Here is a 19,617-nt window from a genome sequence, read left to right as displayed (position 1 = left end):
GCCTAGGGGAGGGTAACGACAGTGGCGGCGTAGACGAGACCCGCCCCGAATCCGATGACGAGCGCGGTGTCGCCGCTCTTCGCCTCGCCGGTCGCCAGGAGCCGCTCCATCGCGAGCGGGATCGAGGCGGCCGAGGTGTTGCCGGTGGTGCGTACGTCACGCGCGACCGTGACGTGCTCCGGCAGCTTGAGCGTCTTCACCATCGAGTCGATGATCCGCTCGTTGGCCTGGTGGGGGATGAAGACGTCCAGGTCGTCCGGGCTGATCCCGGCCGCGTCCAGCGCCTGCTGGGCGACCTTCGCCATCTCGAACACGGCCCAGCGGAACACCGCCTGGCCCTCCTGCGTGATCGCAGGGAACTTGTCCGTGGAGCTGTCGTACTCGTTCCACGCCACGGTCTGCTTGATCGTCTCGGACTTGTCGCCCTCGGAACCCCACACGGTGGGGCCGATGGCCGGCTCCTGGGAGGGACCCACGACGACCGCGCCGGCGCCGTCGCCGAACAGGAAGGCGGTGGCCCGGTCCTCCAGGTCGGTCAGGTCGCTCAGCCGCTCGACGCCGATCACCAGGACGTACTCCGCGCTGCCCTCGACGATCATGCCCTTGGCGAGGGTGAGGCCGTAGCCGAAGCCCGCGCAGCCCGCCGAGATGTCGAAGGCGGCCGCCTTGTTCGTGCCCAGCTTGTCGGCGATCTCGGTCGCCACGGCCGGGGTCTGCTTGAAGTGCGAGACGGTCGAGACGATCACGCCGCCGATCTGCTCGGCGGAGATCCCGGCGTCGGCGATCGCCTTGCCGGACGCCTCGATCGACATGGCGGCGACGGTCTCCTCGGCGTTCGCCCAGTGCCGGGTCTGGATGCCGGAGCGCGAGCGGATCCACTCGTCGGAGGAGTCGATCGTCTCGAGGATCACCTCGTTCGGCACGACCCGGGTCGGACGGTAGCCGCCGACCCCGAGGATGCGCGCGTACGGGGCGCCCTTGCTGGGCTTGATCTTCGACATGCTCTCGTGCTCCTTCTCAGGCACCGTGCTCGGCGATGAGCTCGCGAGCAGCGTCGAGGTCGTCGGGGGTCTTGAGCGCCAGCGTCGTGACACCGGGCAGCGCGCGCTTGGCGAGGCCGACCAGCGTGCCGCCGGGGGACACCTCGATGAGCGCGGTGGCGCCGAGCTCCTTGAAGGTCTCCATGCACAGGTCCCAGCGGACCGGGTTGGCGACCTGGCCGACCAGCCGCTCCAGCACCTCGGCGCCGGTGGCGACGGTCTGCCCGTCCTTGTTGGAGACGTACGTGACCGTCGGGTCGGCCGGCGTCAGGTCGGCGGCGGCCTTGGCCAGCGCGTCGACCGCGGGGGCCATGTGGTGCGTGTGGAAGGCGCCGGCGACCTTGAGCGGGACGACCTTGCGGACACCCTCGGGCTTGTCGTCGTTCAGCGCGGCGAGCTGCTCCAGCGTGCCCGCGGCGACGATCTGACCGGCGCCGTTGACGTTCGCCGGGGTCAGGCCCAGCTTCTCCAGGTGCGCGACGGAGACCTCCGGGTCACCGCCGAGCAGCGCCGACATGCCGGTCTCGGTGATCGCGGCGGCGTCGGCCATGGCCAGACCCCGCTTGCGGACGAGGGTGAGGGCGGCGGTGTCGTCCAGGACGCCCGCGAAGGAGGCGGCGGTGATCTCACCGACGCTGTGCCCGGCGACCGCTCCGGGGGCGATGTCGGCGATGGCACCGAGTGCCGAGGCGGACAGGATCCCGGCCGCGACCAGCAGCGGCTGGGCCACCGAGGTGTCCCGGATGGCGTCGGCGTCGGCCTGTGTGCCGTAGTGGGCGAGATCCAGTCCGATGGCGTCGGACCACGCGGCGACGCGGTCCGCGGCACCGGGGAGTTCGAGCCAGGGGGTCAGGAAGCCGGGCGTCTGGGCGCCCTGGCCGGGAGCGACGAGTACGAGCACTCTCACACTCTCTCTTGAGGGCGGCCCAAGCCGCCCGTGGGGACAGGGACGAAGAACGTGTGGGGGTTTTGTTGGCCCCCGACAAAAGCCTAGGGCTGGAGATCACCGTCGGCCAGACGCCCCAGGATGAGCGCGATCCGCAGGGTGAACGCCGACCGTACATCGGAAGGCGACCAGCCGGTGACGTCAGTCACACGTCGAAGCCGGTAGCGCACGGTGTTGGGATGCACGAAAAGCATCCGGGCCGCACCCTCCAGACTGGACGCCTGTTCGAGGTAGACGGACAGGGTTTCGAGGAGCGCGGAACCGGCCTCCTCCAGCGGTCTGTAGATCTCCTCCACCAACTGCTCGCGCGCACTGGGATCACCGGCCATCGCACGTTCCGGAAGCAGGTCGTCCGCCAGCACCGGGCGCGGGGCGTCCTGCCAGGCCGAACACGCCTTGAGTCCCGCGGCGGCCGCCTGCGCGGACCGGGTCGCGGCCAGCAGATCGGGTACGACGGGACCGGCGACCACCGGTCCGGCCGCATACGGTCCGATCAGCGACTTGGCCACGGCCAGCGGGTTGTCGCTGCCGCCCGCGATGACGACGAGCCGCGCCCCGAGCACCCCGGTCAGCACCTGGAGCTTGGCGTGCCGGGCGGCCCGCCGGATGGCCTCCACGGTCAGCTCGGAGTCCCCGTCGGGGGCCGTGCCCAGCACCACGCACACATGCTCGGGCGCGTTCCAGCCGAGCGCGGCGGCCCTGCTCACGGCGCCTTCGTCGGCCTCTCCGCTCAGCACGGCGTTGACCACCAGTGATTCCAGGCGGGCGTCCCAGGCACCGCGTGCCTCGGCGGCCTGGGCGTAGACCTGGGCGGTGGCGAAGGCGATCTCACGGGCGTAGACCAGCAGGGCCTCGCGCAGCACGGACTCGTCACCGGGGGCCGCGACCTCGTCGATCGCGCTCTCCATCACCTCGATCGTGGTGCGCACCATCTCGACGGTCTGCCGCAGCGTGATGGCCCGGGTCAGCTCCCGCGGAGCGGTGCCGAACACGTCGGTGGAGATGGCCTGCGGGGCGTCGGGACGCCGGAACCACTCGGTGAAGGCCGCGATACCGGCCTGGGCGACCAGCCCGATCCAGGAACGGTTCTCCGGGGGCATCGCCCGGTACCACGGCAGCGTCTCGTCCATCCGCGCGATGGCCTGCTGGGCCAGCGACCCGGACGACTTCTCCAGCCGCTTCAGGGTCGCGGCGTGAGCGTGGACGACGGACGCGGCGGGATCGGACTTGCGGAGTTCGGGTTCGGGCACGTGGACAAGACTGCCTTATCCGGACGTCAGTGCGCGCCGCCGGGGTTGTGCTTGACGGTCCGGACACGTTGCGGCGGGTCTACCGTGGTCCCGTGACGGACGTATGGCGCGCCGGCGAGCGCTATCCAGGCGGGGATCCCGGGGGTGGGATCGAGTCGTGGCACGCCTTTTCGTTCGGGCCGCACTACGATCCCGGCAATCTGCGGTTCGGCGCGCTGATCGCGTGCAACGAGGAGCGGCTGCTGCCCGGTGCCGGGTTCGACGAGCACCCGCACAGCCACACCGAGATCGTGACCTGGGTGGTCGAGGGGGAGCTCACGCACCGCGACTCCACCGGGCACGCGACGGTCGTGCGGGCCGGTGACGTGCAGCGGCTCAGCGCCGCCGCGGGCGTGCGGCACGTCGAGCGCAACGACGCCGACACTCCGCTGACCTTCGTGCAGACCTGGCTGGCGCCCCTGGAGCCGGGCGGCGAGCCGTCGTACGAGATCGTCCGGGGGATCGCCGATTCGACGCCGTACGCGATACCGGAGGCCGGCGCGATGCTGCACGTGCGGCGGCTGGCCGCGGGGGAGCGGACCGCGGTACCGGACGCACCGTTCCTCTACGTCCATGTCGTGCGCGGTGACGTGCGGCTGGACGGCGAGGAGCTGGGCCCCGGTGACGCGGCCCGGGTCACCGACGCGAAGGAACTGGACGCGGTGGCGGTGACCGGGGCCGAACTGCTGCTGTGGGAGATGTCCTAGAGCTCGGAGCGCACCGCGTCGGTGAACGGCGGCCACGCCTCGACCGCCCAGGGCCCGAAGGGGCGGTCGGTCAGGGCCACGCAGGCCGCCCGCGCGTCCGGGTCGATCCACAGGAACGTGCCGGACTGGCCGAAGTGCCCGAAGGTGCGCGGCGAGGACGAGGAGCCCGTCCAGTGCGGGGACTTGGAGTCCCGGATCTCGAAGCCCAGACCCCAGTCGTTGGGGTTCTGGTGGCCGTAGCCGGGCAGCACGCCCTTCGTGCCCGGGTACTGGACCGTCATCGCCTCGGCGACCGTGCGCGGGTCCAGCAGCCGCGGTGCCTGCACCTCCGCCGCGAACCGGAGCATGTCCTCGACCGTCGAGACCCCGTCCTTCGCCGGGGAGCCCTCCAGCGACGTCGACGTCATGCCCAGCGGCTCCAGCACCGCCTGCCGCAGATACTCCGCGAACGGGATGTCCGTGGCCTTGGCGAGATGGTCGCCGAGCTGCTCGAACCCGGCGTTCGAGTAGAGCCGGCGCTCCCCTGGCGGGGCGGTGACGCGGTGCTCGTCGAAGGCCAGCCCCGAGGTGTGCGCGAGCAGATGCCGCACGGTCGAGCCGCCCGGCCCGGCCGGCTCGTCGAGCTCGATCGCGCCCTCCTCGTACGCGACGAGGACGGCGTATGCGGCGAGCGGCTTGGTGACCGAGGCCAGCGGGAAGCGGTGGGTCACCGGACCATGGGTGCCGAGGACCGTGCCGTCGGCCCGCACCACCCCCGCCGCGGAGGTGGGAACCGGCCAGTTCTCGATCAGGGCGAGGCTCTGCAACGACATGCCGTCGAGGTTAAGCCGCTCACAGCTTCAGAATCATCGTGGGGTCCGGCTTGATGACGAAGCCGAGGTCCGCGTAGAGCGGCTCGGCCTCCGGGGACGCGGTCAGCATGACCTGTCCGGCACCCCGCTCGCGGAACCACGCCAGCAGCTCGTCCATGCACGCCCGCGCGTACCCGCGCCGCCGGGCGCCCGGATCGGTGGCCACGCTGAAGACGTACCCGGCGAGACCGTGCGGGTTGCCCGCCTTGCCGATCCGGTAGTCGACGGTCCCGACCACCAGCGCGGCCAACGCCCCCGGCCGGTCCGGGTGATCGACGACGAAGGCCGCGAAGTCCCCGTCGGACTCGCCCAGTCTCTGCCGCAGCGACGGCAGCGCCTGCGCGTGCCACGCGGTGGAGGCGTCCCCACCGGGCAGCGCGTCGATCATCACCTGGCGCAGCCGCAGCACTTCCTCGGCGTCCTCGGGCAGGGCCCGGCGTACGAGACTCATGTCCCGCAGGCTAGTCACCCGATCCGTGCGCGGTCCTGCCGATTTCTTACCGGTACCGCTTGCTTCGAGTGCACTCCAAGGCCATAGCGTTGAGGTCATGACGGTGATGGAGACCACGAGTACCAGGACCGACAGCTGTGCCGCCCCGCCCCACCCGCACCGGCGCCCCAACGGCCAGGACAGCTACACGATCAGCGAGGTCGTCGCCTTCACCGGCCTGACCGCGCACACCCTGCGCTGGTACGAGCGCATCGGCCTGATGCCGCACATCGACCGCTCGCACACCGGCCAGCGCCGCTACAGCAACCGCGACCTCGACTGGCTCGCCTTCGTCGGCAAGCTCCGGCTCACCGGCATGCCGGTCGCCGACATGGTCCGGTACGCGGAGCTGGTGCGGGAGGGCGACCAGACCTTCGGCGACCGCTTCAAGCTGCTGGAGACGACCCGCCGGGACGTGCTGGCCCGGATCGCGGAGCTCCAGGACACCCTCGCCGTTCTGGACCACAAGATCAGTTTCTACGCCGAGGCCGGCAGCGCCGACTGGGAGAAGGAGAAGGCAGGATGACCGACAGCAGGATCCCCACCGCACGACTGGGCGAGAACGGCCCGGAGGTCGGCGTCCAGGGACTCGGCTGCATGGGCATGAGCTTCGCGTACGGCCCCGTGGACGCGGAGGCGTCCCGGGCCACCCTGGAGCGGGCCCTGGAGCTCGGGATCACCCTCTACGACACGGCGGACGCCTACGGGCAGGGGGAGAACGAGAAGTTCCTGTCCCCGTTCTTCAAGGCCCACCGCGACGAGGTCGTGATCGCCACCAAGTTCGCCCTGTCGATACCCGCGGACGACCCGACCCGGCGGATCATCCGCAACGACCCGCCCTACATCCGCCAGGCCGTCGAGGCGAGCCTGAAGCGGCTGGACGTCGACGTCATCGACCTCTACTACATGCACCGGCGCGATGTGAACGTGCCGATCGAGGAGTCCGTCGGCACGATGGCCGAGCTGGTGCGCGAGGGCAAGGTCAAGCACCTGGGCCTGAGCGAGGTCACCGCGGGCGAGCTGCGCGCGGCCCAGGCCGTCCACCCGATCGCCGCCGTGCAGTCGGAGTGGTCCCTGTTCAGCCGGGACATCGAGGCCAAGGTGGTCCCGGCCGCCCGTGAACTCGGTGTCACCCTCGTCCCGTACTCCCCGCTCGGCCGCGGCTTCCTCACCGGCTCCTTCACCGACGCCGCCAAGGACCTCACCGCCGACGACTTCCGCCGCCAGCAGCCCCGCTTCACGGGCGACAACGCGGCGGCGAACGCGGCCCTGCTGGAGCCGATCCGCCAGGTCGCCGACGCCCACGGAGTCTCCCTGGGTCAGGTCGCCCTGGCCTGGGTCCAGCAGCAGTCCGAGGTCCACGGCCTCCCGGTCGTCCCGATCCCGGGCACCCGCAAGCCGGCCCGGGTGGAGGAGAACGCGGCGGCGACGGGCATCGAGCTCACCAAGGAGGAACTGGAGCTGCTGGAGCCGATCGCCGGCCAGGTGGCGGGCGACCGGTACGCGGACATGCGGTTCTCGTCGGCGGGCCGGGAGTGAGCTAGAGCTCCGCCAGCAGTTCCGCCTTCTTCACGGAGAACTCCTCGTCGGTGACCAGCCCGGCCTGGTGCAGCTCCCCGAGGTGGCGGATCCGCTCGGCGATGTCCGCGGGGTCCCGGCGCGGCGCGGCCACGGCCGTGACCGCCGCCGTGGCCCCGCGCTGCTTCACCGCGGCCAGCACGGCGGCGGCGAAGGGCAATGACTCGTGCACGGGCCCGTACCCCAGTCCGAACACCACGGCCGCCGGGTCCTGGTCCGCCTGCACCGGCCCCGGCTCCCCGCGGAGCAGCCGCAGATGCCCCTCGAAGACCTCCGGTGACCGCCACTCGACACCCGTCAGCTCGGACACCGGGAAACTCTGGTCCCCGGCCTTCCACTTCGCCGACGACGCTCCCGTCCAGAACCACCGGAAGCCGACGGTGCGGCCGTCGAAGGACGCCTTCCCGTCGTACGCCTTGAACTGCAACGGCACTTCGGGCGCCGCGACCAGGAAACGTTCCGCCTCCTCGTCGTCCTCCTTCAGCAGCGCGCTCAGTTCGTCCCGGTAGTACTCGGCGAGCGTCTCCTTGTCCGCAGGCAGCACCAGCCGGTACGGATCGCACCCTTCCTTCAGCTGCCCCGCCGCCGCCTCCATGAGCGGGTCCGCCCCCGGTCGCGGCACGGCGTGCAGGACCACTGTGCCCCGCTTGCCGGGCGACAGCGTCACCCCGGAGATCGCCTCCAGGGGAATCCGGCGTTCGCCCAGCGCCTGGAAGAGCTTCGGTGTGCGAATCCCCCGTTCGTAGCGGATGAGCACGGAGTCGGAGTCGAACTCCCAGGCGGCATGAAATCCGGCCAGTACGTCACCCATGCGGGTCATCGTATGCGGCACGAGCTCCTTCGTCCCCTCCTCGCGCAGAGCGCGGTTCCTGCGGTCTCTACGCGCGTCCGGCCGTGGCCGTGCCGGACAAACCGGCGCGGCAGGCTTCGTCCTCGTGGGCGCACCGCACCGAGCGGTATGCGCCAACGCCGATGTCGGCGAAGTTGTCGAGACTCTCCGTTCCGGGTTGGAAGTAACCGGCGTGTCCGTCCGCACCCTGCGCGGACAGCACCCGGGCACCGAACGCGGAGGACACCGGGTCGGCCCCGTGGCCGAGCCCGCCGACCTCCAGGTACGGCACGTCCTGGATCCAGTCGTCGGCGTCCCGCATCGCCCACACCCGCGCGGAGGTGCGCAGATGGGAGGCGTTGGCGACCCGCATCCCGGGGCTGCCGGCCACCGCGATGTCGGCCACCCGGGCGGGCAGCGTGTGCGCGGCGACCCCGCACACCACGGAGCCGTAGCTGTGGCAGAACAGGGAGACGGGCGTGGCGCCGGGCAGCGCGCGCACCAGCGCGTTCAGCCGTACGGCGCCGCTCTCGGCGCGCATCGCGGTGGCCGATTCGATGCCGAGTCCGGCGGGGGCGGTGTAGTCGGCCCAGGCGATCACCGCCGTCCGCGTGGCCGGGCGCGCCTCGCGCTCGGCCTGGTACAGGGCCTTGGCCATGCCGACCGGCGCGGACCAGCTGCGGTTGGTGCGCTGGAAGGTGAGCAGGTCGGTGTCGACACCCGGCACGACGACCGAGACCCGCTCCGCCGTGCGCAGATCGCCGAAGACCTCGGCGATCCGGCCGGAGCCGTCGGGGTCGAAGGCGAGGATGTGGCGGTCGGGGGCGGTCAGCGCCTCGAAGCGGTGCATCCGCTCGCCCGCCTCCTGCTGACCGGACGGTGTGAGCCGGGGGTCGTGCATGCGCTCACGCTCGACGCCACGGGCCTGGAGCAGCGCGAGGCGGTTGGCCTGGTAGCGCAGTCCGACCGGGGCGCCGTTCATGTTGCCGACCGCGAGCGGGTAGTGCTGCGCGAGGTGGACGCGCTCCTGCGAGCTGAGCTTCGCGAAGTACCGGGAGAGCAGCGCGGGGGAGGCGTCCGGGTCGGGCAGCCGGTGTCCGTGGAGCCGGCCGTGCGTCCAGGAGTCGAGGGAGGCCTGGAGCGGGGTGGTCTCGCGCTGGTTGTGCAGCGCGGTCCACCCGGTGGTCGCCAGCATCACGAACACCACGGCCAGCGCGAGCAGTACGCGCCAGACGTTGAGTTGCGGGGAGGTGTCGAAGGAAGTCACTGAAAGGACACACTAGGAGAACGGGACGGTCTCGGGTTAATCGAGTGACGGGTATCACGTTTTGGTGTAAGGAAGCCACTCGCCCGCCAGGGCCGGTCCCAGCAGTTCCAGGTGGGAGACCGTCAGCTCCCGCATGGCCTCCAGGCTGAAGTCCCCGTCCGTCAGCCAGCGGCGTTCCGTCATCCGCATCACCCCGCCGAAGGCGGCCACCGTCAGGCGGGGCCGCGGGTCGGTCTCCGGGTCGAGGCCCTCGCGTTCCGCGAGCACCTGCGCGAGGACCTCCTCGGCCTCCACCGAGCGCCGCAGATGGGCGGCGAGCAGCACGGGGGTCGACTCGATCACCCGGTACAGGGCGAGGAACCGCTCCACCGGTACGACCGAGTCCACGACCTCGTGCAGGGTGTCCCAGCCCTCCAGCACGGCTTGGCGCAGCGCCTGGAGCGGGGGCTCGTGCGCGGGGCGCTCGCGTACGGCCTCGACGAAGCGCGCGACCGTCATCCCGTCGAGTGCGAGGGCCGCGTCCTCCTTGCCGGCGAAGTAGCGGAAGAAGGTGCGCTGCGAGACGCCGACGGCGTCGGCGATGTCGTCGACGGTCGTGCCTTCGTAGCCGCGGGTGGTGAACAGTTCGACGGCGACCCGGAGCAGTGCCTCCCGGGTGCGCTGTTTCTTGCGTTCGCGCAGGGTTTCCATTGGTGTCAGTTACCGACTTGTGAATTGGTTTGTCAATTGTCAGTGGCTGTCACTAGCCTCGAACACATGACTAGTCAGACCACCCTCGACACGACGGGACCGGGGGACGGGGCGTCGCCGTCCGCGTCGGATCAGGTGCCCGCCTCCGGGCTGCGCGGCCACCCGTGGCTCACTCTCCTGACCGTGGCTGTCGGCGTCATGATGGTGGCCCTGGACGGCACCATCGTGGCCATCGCCAACCCGGCCATCCAGGCCGATCTCAAGGCGAGCTTCGCGGACGTCCAGTGGATCACCAACGGCTACTTCCTCGCCCTGGCGGTCGCCCTGATCACCGCGGGCAAGCTCGGTGACCGCTTCGGCCACCGCCAGACCTTCCTGATCGGCGTGGTCGGCTTCGCCGCCGCCTCGGGCGCGATCGGGCTCTCCAGCTCCATCGCCGCCGTCGTCACCTTCCGCGTCCTCCAGGGCCTGTTCGGGGCGCTGCTGATGCCGGCCGCGCTCGGTCTGCTGCGGGCCACCTTCCCGGCCGAGAAGCTCAACATGGCGATCGGCATCTGGGGCATGGTCATCGGCGCCTCCACCGCCGGCGGCCCGATCCTCGGCGGTGTCCTCGTCGAGCACGTCAACTGGCAGTCGGTGTTCTTCATCAACGTGCCGGTGGGCGTCCTCGCGCTCGTCCTCGGTGTGCTGATCCTGCTCGACCACCGTGCGGAGAACGCCCCGCGCTCCTTCGACCTGCTGGGCATAGCCCTGCTGTCCGGCGCCATGTTCTGCCTGGTGTGGGCGCTCATCAAGGCCCCGACCTGGGGCTGGGGCGACGGACTGACCTGGACCTTCATCCTGGCCTCCCTGGCGGGCTTCGCCCTCTTCGCGCTCTGGGAGACGAAGGTCAAGGAGCCGCTGATCCCGCTCGCGCTGTTCCGCTCGCTGCCGCTGTCGGCGGGTGTGGTCCTGATGGTCCTCATGGCGATCGCGTTCATGGGCGGCCTGTTCTTCGTGACCTTCTACCTCCAGAACGTGCACGGCATGAGCCCGATCGACGCCGGTCTCCACCTGCTCCCGCTCACCGGGATGATGATCGTCGGCTCCCCGCTCGCGGGCGTGCTGATCACCAAGCTCGGCCCCCGTATCCCGCTGGCCGGCGGTATGGCGTCGGTGGCGATCGCGATGTTCGGCATGTCGACGCTGGAGACGGACACCGGCAGCGCGGTCATGTCGCTCTGGTTCGCCCTGCTCGGCCTCGGCCTCGCGCCGGTGATGGTCGGCGCCACCGAGGTCATCGTCGGCAACGCGCCCATGGAGCTGTCCGGTGTGGCCGGCGGTCTCCAGCAGGCCGCGATGCAGATCGGCGGCAGCCTCGGTACGGCCGTGCTGGGCGCCGTGATGGCCTCCAAGGTGGACGGCGACCTCGCGGGCAACTGGAAGGAGGCGGGCCTGCCCCCGCTCACGCCGGCCCAGCTGGACCAGGCGTCGGAGGCGGTGCAGGTGGGTGTCCCGCCGGTCGCCAAGGGGACCCCGCCGGAGATCGTCGCGAAGATCACCGACGTCGCCCACGACACCTTCATCTCCGGGATGAGCCTCGCGTCCCTGGTCGCCGCCGGGGTTGCCGCGTTCGCCGTCCTGGTGGCGCTGCTCACCAAGCGCGGGGTGAACGCGGAGGCGGGCGCGGGCGTCGGCCACATCTGAGAAACCGCAGGTCACGCCTGACGGGATGTCAGCGTTCTTCCCCTATCAGGGTGAAGGGGCTAAAGATTTCTCGCACCCGGTGCGCGCCGCAGGTCACAGTAAGTCAAGCCCTCCGCACGGCACATCTCGTGTGACGGGGAGGGCGGACGGCGCTGCGGCGCGCTGCCGGAGGGGGGCGGCGCGCCGCAAGGCCGGAGGATTATCGGCCTGAACCGGGGTACTCGCATCGTTGAACCCAAGACGAACCCAACCAAGCGAGGGTGTCAGGGAGTTGATGATGGCGGGCTTCGGACAGGGAACGCGCAGGTACCCCCGATCGCGTGGCCGGACGTGGTCACGGAGCGGGCCGGATCGCGCGACGCTCGGAATCATCGGAGTCATCTGCGCGGTGGCCGGTTTCTTCGTACGGAGCGGCTACCCCGGGCAGCGGTCTGTTCTGACCCGGGGCGTGTGAGGGAAGGGCCCCCGGTGGGACGACCGGGGGCCCGCCTCATGTCTGCCGACGGCTTGCACGGCACCGGGCTCCATGTGGTCGCGGAGCGGGCCGGATCGCGCGACGCTCGGAATCATCGCCGGGGGTCTGGGGGTGTCCCCCAGAGGGGTCAGTACGGAGCGGCTACCCCGGGCAGCGGTCTGTTCTGACCCGGGGCGTGTGAGGGAAGGGCCCCCGGTGGGACGACCGGGGGCCCGCCTCATGTCTGCCGACGTGAGAGCCCGAATCGGCCACGCCCTCGGCGGAGTCCCTGTCAGCCCCCGACGGACGTCTTGCGCAAGGCCGCCACCTCGGCTCGCAGGGCCCTTACCTCTTCCGTCAGGGCTCTGATCGCCTCCGTCTGTTCGCGTTCCTCCACGTCGTCCTTCTCGAAGCGTTCGATGAACCAGGCGGCGATGTTCGCGGTGACGACACCGAGGAGGGCGATGCCGGAGAGCATCAGCCCGACCGCGATCATCCGGCCCAGGCCGGTCGTCGGGGCGTGGTCGCCGTAGCCGACCGTCGTCATCGTGGTGAAGGACCACCACACCGCGTCACCCAGCGTCCGGATGTTCCCGTTCGGTGAGTCCCGCTCCACCGAGAGCACCGCCAGCGAGCCGAACATCAGCAGCCCGACGACCGCCCCGCCCACGTACGTCGTCACCCTGATCTGCGAGGCCATCCGCGCCCGCCGCCCCACCAGCAGCAGCGTGGAGACCAGCCGCAGCAGACGCAGGGGCTGTATGAGCGGGACCACCACGGCGCACAGGTCCATCCAGTGCTGCCGTACGAACCCCCGGCGGTCCCGCGACAGCGACAACCGCATCAGGTAGTCGACCGCGAAGACGCCCCACACCACCCACTCGGCCACCGTGCACGCCGCCGTCAGCGAATGCCCCGCCGAGGTGTCCACGATCGGCACGGCATAGGCGACGGCGAACAACACCGCGAGGGCCAGCAGGGGCCGCTGAGTGTGCTGTTCCCAACGGTCCTGCGCCGACTGTTCCTTCATGTCCGCATCGTAAGGAAAGGGTGAAGGGTGGTGGGCCGCAGGCCTCACCACCCTTCAGGGGCGCGGGGCTGCATCGATGTGCGGCTCCGCCGCGTGGGCGCGAGCAACCCCCACCGGCCCGCAGTGAAACGACTACGCGTCGCCCCCCGCCGCCCCCGGATCCGCCGCCGACACATCGAGCAACTGGTACCGGTCGATCGCCTGCTTCAGCACCGACCGGTCCACCTTCCCCTCCCGCGCCAGCTCCGTCAGCACGCCCACCACGATCGACTGCGCGTCGATGTGGAAGAACCGCCGGGCCGCCCCGCGGGTGTCCGCGAAGCCGAACCCGTCCGCGCCCAGCGACTGGTACGTCCCCGGCACCCACCGCGCGATCTGGTCCGGAACCGCCCGCATCCAGTCGGACACGGCCACGAACGGACCCTCCGCGCCGGCGAACTTGCGCGTCACGTACGGCACCCGCTGCTCCTCCTCGGGGTGCAGCAGGTTGTGCTCCTCGCAGGCCACCGCGTCGCGCCGCAGCTCGTTCCAGGAGGTCGCCGACCAGACGTCGGCCTTGACGTTCCAGTCCTCGGCGAGGATCTTCTGCGCCTCGACCGCCCACGGCACCGCCACACCGGACGCGACGATCTGCGCCGGGATCGACCCCGCCACACCCTCGCTGAAGCGGTGGACGCCCTTGAGAATGCCCTCCACGTCCACGTTCTCCGGCTCGGCCGGATGCTGGATCGGCTCGTTGTAGACGGTGAGGTAGTAGAAGACGTCCTCGCTGTCCGGGCCGTACATCCGCCGCAGACCGTCCTGCACGATGTGCGCGATCTCGAACCCGAACGCCGGGTCGTACGCCACGCAGCCCGGGTTGGTCGAGGCGAGCAGCTGCGAGTGGCCGTCCGCGTGCTGGAGCCCCTCACCGGTCAGGGTCGTACGGCCCGCGGTCGCGCCCAGGACGAAACCGCGCGCCAGCTGGTCCGCCATCTGCCAGAACTGGTCGCCGGTGCGCTGGAAACCGAACATCGAGTAGAAGACGTAGACCGGGATCAGCGGTTCGCCGTGGGTGGCGTACGCCGAACCCGCCGCGATCAGCGAGGCCGTGCAGCCCGCCTCCGAGATGCCGTCGTGCAGCATCTGGCCCGTCGGCGACTCCTTGTACGCCAGCAGCAGCTCGCGGTCCACCGACTCGTACTGCTGCCCGAGCGGGTTGTAGATCTTCGCACTCGGGAAGAACGAGTCCATGCCGAAGGTGCGGTACTCGTCCGGCGCGATCAGCACGAACCGCTTGCCGAGCTCCTTGTCCCGCATGAGGTCCTTGAGCAGCCGTACGAAAGCCATCGTCGTGGCGATCGACTGGTGCCCGGAGCCCTTCTTCACGGTCGCGTACGTCTTGTCGTCCGGCAGCGCGAGCGGCTTGGCGCGCACCACACGCGTGGGGACGTAACCGCCGAGACCCTGTCGGCGGTCGTGCATGTACTGGATCTCCTCCGAGTCCCGGCCCGGGTGGTAGTAGGGCGGCGCGCCCGACTCCAGCTCCTTGTCGGAGATCGGCAGGTGCAGCCGGTCGCGGAAGCCCTTGAGGTCGTCGACCGTCAGCTTCTTCATCTGGTGCGTGGCGTTGCGGCCCTCGAAGTTGGGGCCCAGCGTCCAGCCCTTGACGGTCTTCGCGAGGATGACCGTCGGCTGGCCCTTGTGCTCCACGGCCGCCTTGAACGCCGCGTAGATCTTCTTGTGGTCGTGCCCGCCGCGGCCCAGGTGGAGAATCTGGTCGTCGGTCATGCCCTCGACCATCGCGCGCAGCCGCTGGTCGTCGCCGAAGAAGTGCTCGCGGATGTAGGCGCCCGACTCGGTGGCGTAGGTCTGGAACTGGCCGTCCGGGGTGGTGTTCATCCGGTTGACCAGGATGCCGTCGCGGTCCTGCGCGAGCAGCGGGTCCCAGCTGCGGTCCCAGATCAGCTTGATGACGTTCCAGCCGGCGCCCCGGAAGACCGACTCCAGCTCCTGGATGACCTTGCCGTTGCCGCGCACCGGGCCGTCGAGGCGCTGGAGGTTGCAGTTGACGACGAAGGTCAGGTTGTCCAGGCCCTCGCGGGCGGCGATGGTCAGCTGGCCGAGCGACTCGGGCTCGTCCATCTCGCCGTCGCCGAGGAACGCCCACACCTGCGACTTGCTCGTGTCCGCGATCCCGCGCGCGTGCATGTAGCGGTTCATCCGGGCCTGGTAGATCGCGCCGATCGGACCGAGGCCCATCGACACGGTCGGGAACTCCCAGAAGTCCGGCATGAGCCGCGGGTGCGGGTAGGAGGACAGGCCGTGCGGGGCCTTCGACTTCTCCTGGCGGAACGCGTCGAGGTTGGCCTCGCTCAGCCGGTCAAGGAGGAAGGCGCGGGCGTAGATGCCGGGGGAGGCGTGGCCCTGGAAGAAGACCTGGTCGCCGCCGTCGCCCTCGTCCTTGCCGCGGAAGAAGTGGTTGAAGCCGACGTCGTAGAGGGAGGCGGAGGAGGCGAAGGTGGCGATGTGGCCGCCGACGCCGATCCCGGGACGCTGGGCGCGCGAGACCATCACGGCCGCGTTCCACCGGGTGGCGTTCAGGATCTTGCGCTCGATCTCCTCGTTGCCCGGGAAGAACGGTTCAGCCCTGGTCGGGATGGTGTTCACGTAGTCCGTGCTGCGCATCTCGGGCACGGCCACACGCTTCTCGCGGGCCCGCTCGATGAGCCGCAGCATCAGATAGCGGGCCCGCTCCCGGCCGCGCTCGTCCACGGCGGCGTCGAGGGAGTCGAGCCACTCCTGGGTTTCCTCGGGATCGAAGTCAGGAACCTGACTCGGAAGGCCGCCAATGATGATCGGGTTGCGATCGGATCCGGAAGCCACGCTGTTCCTTACCTGTCAGAGGGCCGTATTTCTAGATGTCTGCACCGCTCCCCATCGTGTACCTCGGGGGGCCAAACGTCATCTCTACTCCGGGGTAACCCGAGGCCCTTTACCCGGGTATGGTTCCCAAACACGCAAAGAGGGCAGAAAGGTGTGGCATGCGTCACGACGTGACCGCGACGATGTGCCTGGAGTTGGGGTGACACGTTCCGGAACGTCACCGTTTCGGCCGTCAGAAACGCCGGGTACTTGCGCGATCCGCCCCGCCCGTGTGGACTACGGCCATTGCTTCGCGCACGCGCGTGGCTGAGACATACCCAAAGACCAAGATCAGGAGGCACCCCGTGAGCGCGACCGCGGACCACGCGGAGACGAGCCCTGCCGTGAGGCTGGGGTTCCAGCCCGAGCAGGTGGTCCAGGAGATCGGCTACGACGACGACGTAGACCAGGAACTCCGCGAGGCCATCGAGCAGGTAATCGGCAGCGACCTTGTGGACGAGGACTACGACGACGTCGCCGATGCCGTGGTGCTCTGGTTCCGTGACGAGGACGGCGACCTGACCGATGTGCTGGTGGACGCCACCACGTACATCGAGGAGGGCGGCTCGATCCTGCTGCTGACGCCGAAGACCGGCCGGGACGGCTACGTGGAGCCGAGCGACATCTCCGAAGCCGCGACGACGGCGGGCCTGTCCGCCTCCAAGAGCGTCAGCGTGGGCAAGGACTGGAGCGGCAGCCGGCTGGTGACGCCCAAGGCGGCCAAGTCCAAGAAGTAGCCCCGTGGGACCGGACGGGCCGGTACGACCGGCCCGTCCGCTTCCGTGCGGTGATCGCTGCGTAGGGTGGTTGCGTCACTCGAACAGCTCCCGAAGGGACATCCACGCGATGGCGATCCAGGTCGGCGACAAGGCCCCCGACTTCGAGCTCAAGGACAACCACGGGCGCACCGTGAAGCTGTCCGACTTCCGCGGCAGCAAGAACGTCGTGCTGCTCTTCTACCCCTTCGCCTTCACCGGCGTGTGCACCGGTGAGCTGTGCGAGCTGCGTGACAACCTTCCGCAGTTCTCCGACCGCGACACCCAGCTGCTCGCCGTCTCCAACGACTCCATCCACACCCTGCGCGTCTTCGCCGAGCAGGAGGGCCTGGAGTACCCGCTGCTCAGCGACTTCTGGCCGCACGGCGAGGTCTCCCGCGCCTACGGCGTCTTCGCCGAGGACAAGGGCTGCGCGGTCCGCGGCACCTTCGTCATCGACAAGGAGGGCGTGGTCCGCTGGACCGTCGTCAACGCCCTGCCGGACGCCCGGGACCTGAACGAGTACGTGAAGGCGCTCGACACCCTCTGAGAGTTCGACACCCGGTGATTGTTCGCCTCCAGGGACTGCGTGGGCCGGGAACCCCTCACTAGGATCGAATCGTTGATCCGGCAGCATCACACACCAGCAAACCTATGGAGGACTCGTGGGAGTCAGCCTCAGCAAGGGCGGCAACGTATCGCTGACCAAGGAGGCCCCGGGCCTGACCGCGGTCATCGTCGGTCTGGGGTGGGACGTCCGCACCACGACCGGCACCGACTTCGACCTTGACGCCAGCGCACTGCTGCTGAACTCGGCGGGCAAGGTCGCCAGCGACGCCAACTTCGTCTTCTTCAACAACCTCAAGAGCGCGGACGGCTCCGTCGAGCACACCGGCGACAACATCACCGGTGAGGGCGAGGGCGACGACGAGCAGATCAAGGTCAACCTCGCCGCGGTCCCGGCCGACGTCGACAAGATCGTCTTCCCGGTCTCGATCTACGACGCCGAGAACCGCCAGCAGTCCTTCGGCCAGGTGCGCAACGCGTTCATCCGCGTCGTGAACCAGGCCGGCGAGGCGGAGATCGCCCGCTACGACCTCTCCGAGGACGCGTCCACGGAGACGGCCATGGTCTTCGGCGAGCTGTACCGCAACGGCGCCGAGTGGAAGTTCCGGGCCATCGGCCAGGGCTACGCCTCGGGCCTGCGCGGCATCGCCCAGGACTTCGGCGTCAACGTCTAGGGCCACTCCTGGTCACCCGTCCGGCGTCGCACCGTTTGCGTGCGGCGCCGGACGCGCAGGTACCGCACAGCAGCACTCTCCCGGGGAGGGAACAGCACATGGGCGTCACGCTCGCCAAGGGGGGAAACGTCTCCCTGTCCAAGGCCGCACCCAACCTCACCCAGGTGATGGTCGGGCTCGGCTGGGACGCGCGCTCCACCACCGGAGCCGACTTCGACCTCGACGCCAGCGCCCTGATGTGCGCGGGCGGGCGGGTCATGGGTGACGAGTGGTTCATCTTCTACAACCAGCTCAAGAGCCCGGACGGGTCCGTGGAGCACACCGGCGACAACCTCACCGGTGAGGGCGAGGGCGACGACGAGTCGCTCCTGATCGACCTCTCCAAGGTGCCGGCCGGCTGCGACAAGATCGTCTTCCCGGTCTCCATCCATGACGCCGACAACCGCGGCCAGACCTTCGGTCAGGTCAGCAACGCCTTCATCCGCGTGGTCAACCAGGCCGACGGCCAGGAACTGGCCCGTTACGACCTCTCCGAGGACGCCTCCACCGAGACCGCGATGATCTTCGGCGAGGTCTACCGCTACCAGGGTGAGTGGAAGTTCAGGGCGGTGGGGCAGGGGTACGCGTCGGGGCTCAGGGGCATCGCCCTGGACTTCGGGGTCAACGTCTCATAACGCGATATGAGCAAAAGCCGGGGCAGGGTGGGCGGCGAACGGGGCCCGACTAGACTTCGGCTTCAAAAGTTCGTAAAGCCGAGTGCGGCACGGGGGAGCCCCGTACACGTACGGATTGGGTAGCCAGTGGTTCTCAAAACCTTCGGCTGGTCGTTCGCGGTCACCGCGCTCGGCCTGGTCGCCGCCGTCTTCTACGGGGGGTGGGAAGGCTTCGGCGTCGTGGCGATCCTCTCCATCCTCGAGATCTCGCTGTCGTTCGACAACGCGGTGGTCAACGCCGGAATCCTGAAGAAGATGAACGCCTTCTGGCAGAAGATCTTCCTCACCGTCGGTGTCCTGATCGCCGTGTTCGGTATGCGGCTGGTCTTCCCCGTCGTCATCGTCGCGATCAGCGCCAAGATGGGCCCGATCGAGGCCGTCGACCTCGCCCTCAACAACAAGGACCACTACCAGGAGCTGGTCACCGACGCGCACCCGGCGATCGCCGCGTTCGGTGGCATGTTCCTGCTGATGATCTTCCTGGACTTCATCTTCGAGGACCGGGACATCCAGTGGCTGCGCTGGATCGAGCGCCCGCTGGCCAAGCTCGGCAAGGTCGACATGCTGTCGGTCTGCATCGCCCTGATCGTCCTGCTGGTCACCGCCTTCACCTTCGCCACCCACGCCCACCAGCACGGCGGCGCGCACGTCGACAAGGCACAGACGGTCCTGATCTCCGGCATCGCGGGCCTGATCACCTACATGATCGTGGGCGGTCTCTCCGGCTACTTCGAGGACAAGCTCGAAGAGGACGAGGAACGCGAGCACGAGGAGGAGGAGCGCGCCGGCAAGGCCGCGTTCTTCATGTTCCTCTACCTGGAGGTCCTCGACGCCTCCTTCTCCTTCGACGGCGTGATCGGCGCGTTCGCCATCACCAACGACATCGTCCTGATGGCGCTGGGCCTCGGCATCGGCGCGATGTACGTCCGGTCGCTCACCGTGTACCTGGTCCGCCAGGGCACCCTGGACGACTACGTCTACCTGGAGCACGGCGCGCACTACGCGATCGGCGCCCTCGCGGTGATCCTGATGGTCACCATCCAGTACGAGATCAACGAGATCATCACCGGCCTGGTCGGTGTGGTCCTGATCGGCTGGTCCTTCTGGTCCTCCGTGCGCCGCAACAACGCGCTGGCGGCCGCCGAGG

General features: G+C 69.6%; 19 protein-coding genes and 1 pseudogene. 10 read left to right on the top strand and 10 right to left on the bottom strand.

Annotated elements, in window-relative coordinates; all coding sequences use genetic code 11:
- Positions 1-2: 2 nt before the first annotated feature.
- From IF54_RS0127755 to IF54_RS0127745, 3 genes are all read right to left on the bottom strand, one after another.
- On the bottom strand, positions 3-1,001 hold the full coding sequence (locus tag IF54_RS0127755) for a ketoacyl-ACP synthase III (protein ID WP_030323499.1): 999 nt from the start codon (positions 999-1,001) through the stop codon (positions 3-5).
- 16 nt (positions 1,002-1,017) lie between these two features.
- The gene (locus tag IF54_RS0127750; protein ID WP_030323497.1) at positions 1,018-1,941 is read right to left on the bottom strand and encodes an ACP S-malonyltransferase; all 924 of its coding nucleotides are present in this window, start codon (positions 1,939-1,941) and stop codon (positions 1,018-1,020) included.
- A gap of 89 nt (positions 1,942-2,030) precedes the next feature.
- Positions 2,031-3,236 (bottom strand): PucR family transcriptional regulator, encoded by a 1,206-nt coding sequence (locus IF54_RS0127745; protein WP_030323496.1) that lies wholly within the window; start codon positions 3,234-3,236, stop codon positions 2,031-2,033.
- Positions 3,237-3,328: 92 nt separating this feature from the next.
- Here IF54_RS0127745 and IF54_RS0127740 point away from each other — a divergent pair, with 92 nt between their 5' ends.
- Positions 3,329-3,982 carry a pirin family protein gene (locus IF54_RS0127740; protein ID WP_030323493.1) on the top strand — a complete coding sequence of 218 codons (654 nt, stop codon included), beginning with the start codon at positions 3,329-3,331 and terminating at the stop codon, positions 3,980-3,982.
- On the opposite strand, the gene IF54_RS0127735 is transcribed toward IF54_RS0127740, so the two are convergent.
- Both IF54_RS0127735 and IF54_RS0127730 read right to left on the bottom strand, forming a co-directional pair.
- Positions 3,979-4,794, bottom strand: coding sequence for a serine hydrolase domain-containing protein (locus IF54_RS0127735; RefSeq protein WP_030323491.1), 816 nt, complete (start codon positions 4,792-4,794; stop codon positions 3,979-3,981). The two genes, IF54_RS0127740 and IF54_RS0127735, sit on opposite strands and share 4 nt — an antisense overlap.
- A gap of 19 nt (positions 4,795-4,813) precedes the next feature.
- Positions 4,814-5,284 carry a GNAT family N-acetyltransferase gene (locus IF54_RS0127730; protein WP_030323489.1) on the bottom strand — a complete coding sequence of 157 codons (471 nt, stop codon included), beginning with the start codon at positions 5,282-5,284 and terminating at the stop codon, positions 4,814-4,816.
- Positions 5,285-5,381: 97 nt separating this feature from the next.
- On the opposite strand from IF54_RS0127730, the gene IF54_RS0127725 reads away from it, so the two are divergent.
- Together IF54_RS0127725 and IF54_RS0127720 are read left to right on the top strand one after the other, a co-directional pair.
- Entirely contained in the window at positions 5,382-5,849 is a 468-nt protein-coding gene (locus IF54_RS0127725; RefSeq protein WP_030323488.1) for a MerR family transcriptional regulator, read from the top strand.
- Complete coding sequence (locus IF54_RS0127720) at positions 5,846-6,862, top strand: aldo/keto reductase (RefSeq protein ID WP_030323486.1); 1,017 nt, start codon at positions 5,846-5,848, stop codon at positions 6,860-6,862. The genes IF54_RS0127725 and IF54_RS0127720 overlap by 4 nt, the downstream gene beginning before the upstream one ends.
- A gap of 1 nt (position 6,863) precedes the next feature.
- On the opposite strand, the gene IF54_RS0127715 is transcribed toward IF54_RS0127720, so the two are convergent.
- The 3 genes from IF54_RS0127715 to IF54_RS0127705 are packed head-to-tail and all read right to left on the bottom strand — an operon-like array spanning position 6,864 to position 9,687.
- On the bottom strand, positions 6,864-7,721 hold the full coding sequence (locus IF54_RS0127715) for a DUF4429 domain-containing protein (RefSeq protein WP_037820695.1): 858 nt from the start codon (positions 7,719-7,721) through the stop codon (positions 6,864-6,866).
- A gap of 58 nt (positions 7,722-7,779) precedes the next feature.
- Positions 7,780-8,997, bottom strand: coding sequence for an alpha/beta hydrolase (locus IF54_RS0127710; RefSeq protein ID WP_030323484.1), 1,218 nt, complete (start codon positions 8,995-8,997; stop codon positions 7,780-7,782).
- A 54-nt stretch (positions 8,998-9,051) separates the two neighbouring features.
- A complete protein-coding gene (locus IF54_RS0127705) occupies positions 9,052-9,687 on the bottom strand; it encodes a TetR family transcriptional regulator (RefSeq protein WP_030323483.1) in 636 nt (211 codons plus the stop codon).
- A gap of 66 nt (positions 9,688-9,753) precedes the next feature.
- On the opposite strand from IF54_RS0127705, the gene IF54_RS0127700 reads away from it, so the two are divergent.
- Together IF54_RS0127700 and IF54_RS43580 are read left to right on the top strand one after the other, a co-directional pair.
- Positions 9,754-11,373 (top strand): MFS transporter, encoded by a 1,620-nt coding sequence (locus IF54_RS0127700; protein ID WP_030323479.1) that lies wholly within the window; start codon positions 9,754-9,756, stop codon positions 11,371-11,373.
- A 274-nt stretch (positions 11,374-11,647) separates the two neighbouring features.
- Positions 11,648-11,779 (top strand): annotated as a pseudogene (locus IF54_RS43580) (small hydrophobic protein); the annotation flags it as partial.
- Positions 11,780-12,119: 340 nt separating this feature from the next.
- On the opposite strand, the gene IF54_RS0127695 reads toward IF54_RS43580, so the two are convergent.
- Entirely contained in the window at positions 12,120-12,857 is a 738-nt protein-coding gene (locus IF54_RS0127695; protein WP_020136456.1) for a potassium channel family protein, read from the bottom strand.
- A gap of 132 nt (positions 12,858-12,989) precedes the next feature.
- The gene (gene aceE / locus IF54_RS0127690; RefSeq protein ID WP_030323473.1) at positions 12,990-15,722 is read right to left on the bottom strand and encodes a pyruvate dehydrogenase (acetyl-transferring), homodimeric type; all 2,733 of its coding nucleotides are present in this window, start codon (positions 15,720-15,722) and stop codon (positions 12,990-12,992) included.
- A 344-nt stretch (positions 15,723-16,066) separates the two neighbouring features.
- On the opposite strand from aceE, the gene IF54_RS0127685 reads away from it, so the two are divergent.
- The 5 genes from IF54_RS0127685 to IF54_RS0127665 all read left to right on the top strand — a co-directional run.
- On the top strand, positions 16,067-16,498 hold the full coding sequence (locus IF54_RS0127685; protein ID WP_020116104.1) for a DUF3052 domain-containing protein: 432 nt from the start codon (positions 16,067-16,069) through the stop codon (positions 16,496-16,498).
- 109 nt (positions 16,499-16,607) lie between these two features.
- A complete protein-coding gene (locus IF54_RS0127680) occupies positions 16,608-17,066 on the top strand; it encodes a peroxiredoxin (protein ID WP_030323471.1) in 459 nt (152 codons plus the stop codon).
- 115 nt (positions 17,067-17,181) lie between these two features.
- The gene (locus IF54_RS0127675; RefSeq protein ID WP_030323468.1) at positions 17,182-17,757 is read left to right on the top strand and encodes a calcium homeostasis/redox stress adaptation protein; all 576 of its coding nucleotides are present in this window, start codon (positions 17,182-17,184) and stop codon (positions 17,755-17,757) included.
- Between the two features lie 98 nt (positions 17,758-17,855).
- Complete coding sequence (locus IF54_RS0127670) at positions 17,856-18,431, top strand: TerD family protein (RefSeq protein ID WP_030323460.1); 576 nt, start codon at positions 17,856-17,858, stop codon at positions 18,429-18,431.
- Positions 18,432-18,557: 126 nt separating this feature from the next.
- On the top strand, positions 18,558-19,617 hold a 1,060-nt coding region (locus tag IF54_RS0127665; RefSeq protein WP_030323458.1), incomplete at its 3' end, for a DUF475 domain-containing protein.

The sequence above is a fragment of the Streptomyces sp. NRRL B-3229 genome, from assembly GCF_000719505.1.
Lineage (GTDB): Bacteria > Actinomycetota > Actinomycetes > Streptomycetales > Streptomycetaceae > Streptomyces > Streptomyces griseorubiginosus.
This window is presented reverse-complemented; position numbering and strand designations above follow the sequence as displayed.